This is a genomic window from Aquiflexum sp. (genome assembly GCF_041751335.1).
In the GTDB taxonomy this organism is placed as follows: Bacteria; Bacteroidota; Bacteroidia; order Cytophagales; family Cyclobacteriaceae; genus Aquiflexum.
The window spans coordinates 1-3466 of the sequence record NZ_JBGSXS010000102.1 but is presented as its reverse complement, the minus strand read 5'-3'; the positions used below and the strand labels follow the sequence as shown (position 1 = coordinate 3466).

The following is a 3466-nucleotide window of genomic DNA, read 5'->3' as shown; positions in this document are numbered from 1 at the left end:
TCCGAAAAAACAGCATTGAGCTTTTCCAAAGAATCCTTGTCCTGAAATGGTTCATCCCCCTGTACATTCACAAAAATATCAGCCTCCAACTGAAGGGCCGCTTCGGCTATACGGTCTGAACCGCTTTCATAAGCTTTGGTACTGAAAAACACTTCCCCGCCCACTGCCTTTATTTGTTCAGCAATTGATTCGTGGTCTGTAACCACCACCACCTGATCAAAAACCCCGGTTTCCTTGGTACTCAAATAAGTCCGTTGAATGACCGATAATCCACAAAGGTCCTGCACCAATTTTGCCGGAAATCGTGTGGATGCATACCGGGCAGGTATCAAAGCAATTGATTTAAATTGATGTTTTTTAGTCATTTCATTAATCTTAAACACATCATGGAAATTGGTACTTTTCACAAACCATATTGACCAAACTGAAGGGATAAAAAAGACCTAATCTCCCCCGGCTTTAGCCAAACAAAATCGCCAACCTCTTATCCAACTTTTCAATTTTGGCTAAAGCTTATAGGAATTATGCATCTGCTTTTGGATGGGCTAAAGCCGCATCCCTATTGATATTTATTATTTCAAATTTCATTACCAATTCTGAACATTTTCAAAATGTTATGGACTCGCAATGACGTACCACCTCCCTTCCTTCCTTCCTCATCCTTTCTCCTTCATCCTTCCAACTTCCTCCCTCTACCTACATCCCCAAATCTAAAATCTACCCTCTACCTTCTACATTACTACCTTCCTTCCTCATCCTTTCCACTCTTGGTTCTTGTTTCTTGGCTCTCGCATCTCGCTTCTCGCTTCTCCCCATCCTTCATCCTTCCCCTCACACCCTAAACTTCCCAATAAACTTATCAAACCACTGCGAAGGCTTCTTCTTCTCATCCATTTCATAGTAGTTCCCCGTGTATTTATTCCTTCGCATATAGGAGTAATTATAGCCGTAGCCATAATTGTATCCTCCAAAGTCATAAACATCACCACCGGCCCTGATACCGTTGAAGACTGCGTAGAAATTATTGATTTGATCGTTTGCGTAGAGGTCATTGATCATCAGGAGGTACTTTTTGTGGGTATAATCCTGACGGACTATATAAAGATTGACATCAGAAAAACGCAACAAATCCATGGTTTCAGACACAAGACCTATAGGCGGTGTATCCATCACCACAATGTCAAAATCCTGCTCCAGGTATTCCAAAAACTCCTTCATTTTATCTTTCAGCAACAATTCTGCGGGATTTGGAGGTACAGGACCTGATGGGACGAGATAAAGATTCTCGTATTTGGTGGGCATAATGATTTCTTCCTTCTCTGCACGGTCTACCAGATAGGTGGATAAACCCTCCTTATGGGTTACACCCAAATACTCGGACATCTTGGGCTTGCGAAGATCGAGTCCGACCAAACAGGTCTTTTTCCCACTCAGGGCCATAGCTGAGGCAAGGTTAAGGCTGACATAGGTTTTCCCTTCACCAGAAACTGAAGAGGTGATCAATATTTTTTTACATTTCCTGTCACTTGCGATATAAAACAACGCTGACCGCAGCGACCTAAAGGATTCCGCCACCATGGTCTTGGGATGCTCGGCCACCAACATATTTGTCTCTTTGTTGCTCAGCCCAATGGTTCCCAACATGGGTATCCTGATGGCATTTTTCAACTGGATCTGATCCATGATCTTATTGTTGAGGTAATGATAGCCCAACAAAAACACCAAAGGAATAAAAAATCCCAATCCTAAAGCCATGCCATAATTCTGCGCTTTCTTGGGGAAAATCAAACTCCCTCTCCTAGCATAATCGACTACCGCATTGTCGGGTACATTGGAAGCTTTGGCAATGCCTGCTTCCGCCCTTTTTTCCAAGAGGTAATTGTACAGATTTTCCCGCAACTTATATTGCCTGAATATATTGGTGTAACTCGATTCTGTCTGCGGCAACTTGGAAAATTCTTGATCCAGTTGTTGTAATTTTTTACTTGCCTCTTCCTTTCTCCGCTCAGTATTCTCTACCAGGTTGTCGATGTTTTCAAAAATATTCTCCCGGAGTTTAGAGATTTGTTCATCAATGGCTGCTACATTCGGATGGTTTTCATTCACCACCGAAAGCAGCTTTCTTCTATCCAGGGATGCTTCCATCAAACTCCGGATCAGACCGTTCAGAAAACCATCGTTAAGCCCTACGATAGATGGGGCTATAATATCACTATAATCATTTCCCTTGGTGCTCAGATAGGTCTGAAGGGACTTGTAATAACTCAGTTCAAAATCAATGTTTTGGATCATGTCCTCCAGACTTTGGATATTGCCCAATACCCCACCAAATTCAGAGTCCACGCTCAAAAGCTTGTTGTCCACTTTGAAATTCAGCATGGCCCTTTCTACCACTCTCAAGGAATCCTCCAGGATATGCATCTGTTCATCGATAAACCTAAGCGTATTTTCCGAAATCCTGTTTTTCTCTTTCAGGTCATATTCTATATAAGAATCCATCAGAGAATTGACATAGTCCCTGCCTTTTTCCACTACCTGGGACACCATGGATACCTGCAATACGGTACCATAACTGTTGATCGGCCGTACAGCAATCGCCTTGGAATATCGCTCCAACACATCAACCGGATTATGGATGATAAAATACAGTTTATCCCCTTCTTTGATATTTTTGACTTGATGAATGGTGAATTTGGATTTGGTTGATGCTATTTCCTCACCAAATTGATAGGTCTTATTCAATATTTCCTCATCCGAAGGTCCACTGGCCTTGGCATTGAGGAAATCAAAAAAGCCCCGGTCCTCATGGGTCAGGATAAATTCATCTTCCGATAACATGGTAAAGTGAATCGTCCCAGATTCTGTCTGCGTAAAATCCCAATCCACCTCGACCTTGATCGGTGACTTATCGTACAATTCTATTTCTTTGATATTGGTTGAGGCAAAATAGCTGACATCAAAATGCAGCTTTCTGAGTGCTTCATCCGCAAGGTTCTTTGAGGTAAACAAAAGAATGTCATTTTCCAGGTTGTTGGTACCACTGAAGATATTTGACCTGTCTAGAATCCTTACCTCGGGAGAATTCTTTTGACGGATCAAAACCGAACCGCGTACCTCATATTCCTCCACTGTGTAACGATGAAATAGAAATACCACCACTATGGCTATAAATATACAGGTCAAATACAATGGCCAATACCTGGAATATTTGATCAGGTAGTACTTGATATCAATGGGTTTGACATCCTGTTCAAATTTCGATATGTCTATTTTTCCATCAATCATATATTCCCCGAAATCAAAGCAAATATCAATAATAAAGAAGTAGTGACCGAAATGATCAGACCCAAAGACGATGAAAAATTATCTGCATTTCCAAATTGCCTGATCTTCATCGGCTCTAAATATAAAATATCATTGGGTTGGATAAAAAAGAATTCCGATGCCAATAAGGCACGATCATTCA

2 protein-coding genes and 1 pseudogene are annotated in these 3466 nt (G+C 41.5%); all 3 read right to left on the bottom strand.

Annotated features, from left to right (window positions below; translation table 11 throughout):
* Positions 1-365 (bottom strand): cytidylyltransferase domain-containing protein (locus ACEW8U_RS05975; RefSeq protein ID WP_373521127.1); only part of this gene is annotated, 365 nt, incomplete at its 3' end.
* Between the two features lie 466 nt (positions 366-831).
* Entirely contained in the window at positions 832-3285 is a 2454-nt protein-coding gene (locus ACEW8U_RS05970; RefSeq protein WP_373521126.1) for a GumC family protein, read from the bottom strand.
* Positions 3282-3466: pseudogene (locus ACEW8U_RS05965) on the bottom strand (sugar transporter); the annotation flags it as partial. The pseudogene ACEW8U_RS05965 and the gene ACEW8U_RS05970, both read right to left, overlap by 4 nt.

Bases quoted from the DNA above. Each gene is read 5' to 3' on its own strand.
- ACEW8U_RS05970 (WP_373521126.1), bottom strand. From the start codon at position 3,285: ATGATTGATGGAAAAATAGACATATCGAAATTTGAACAGGATGTCAAA.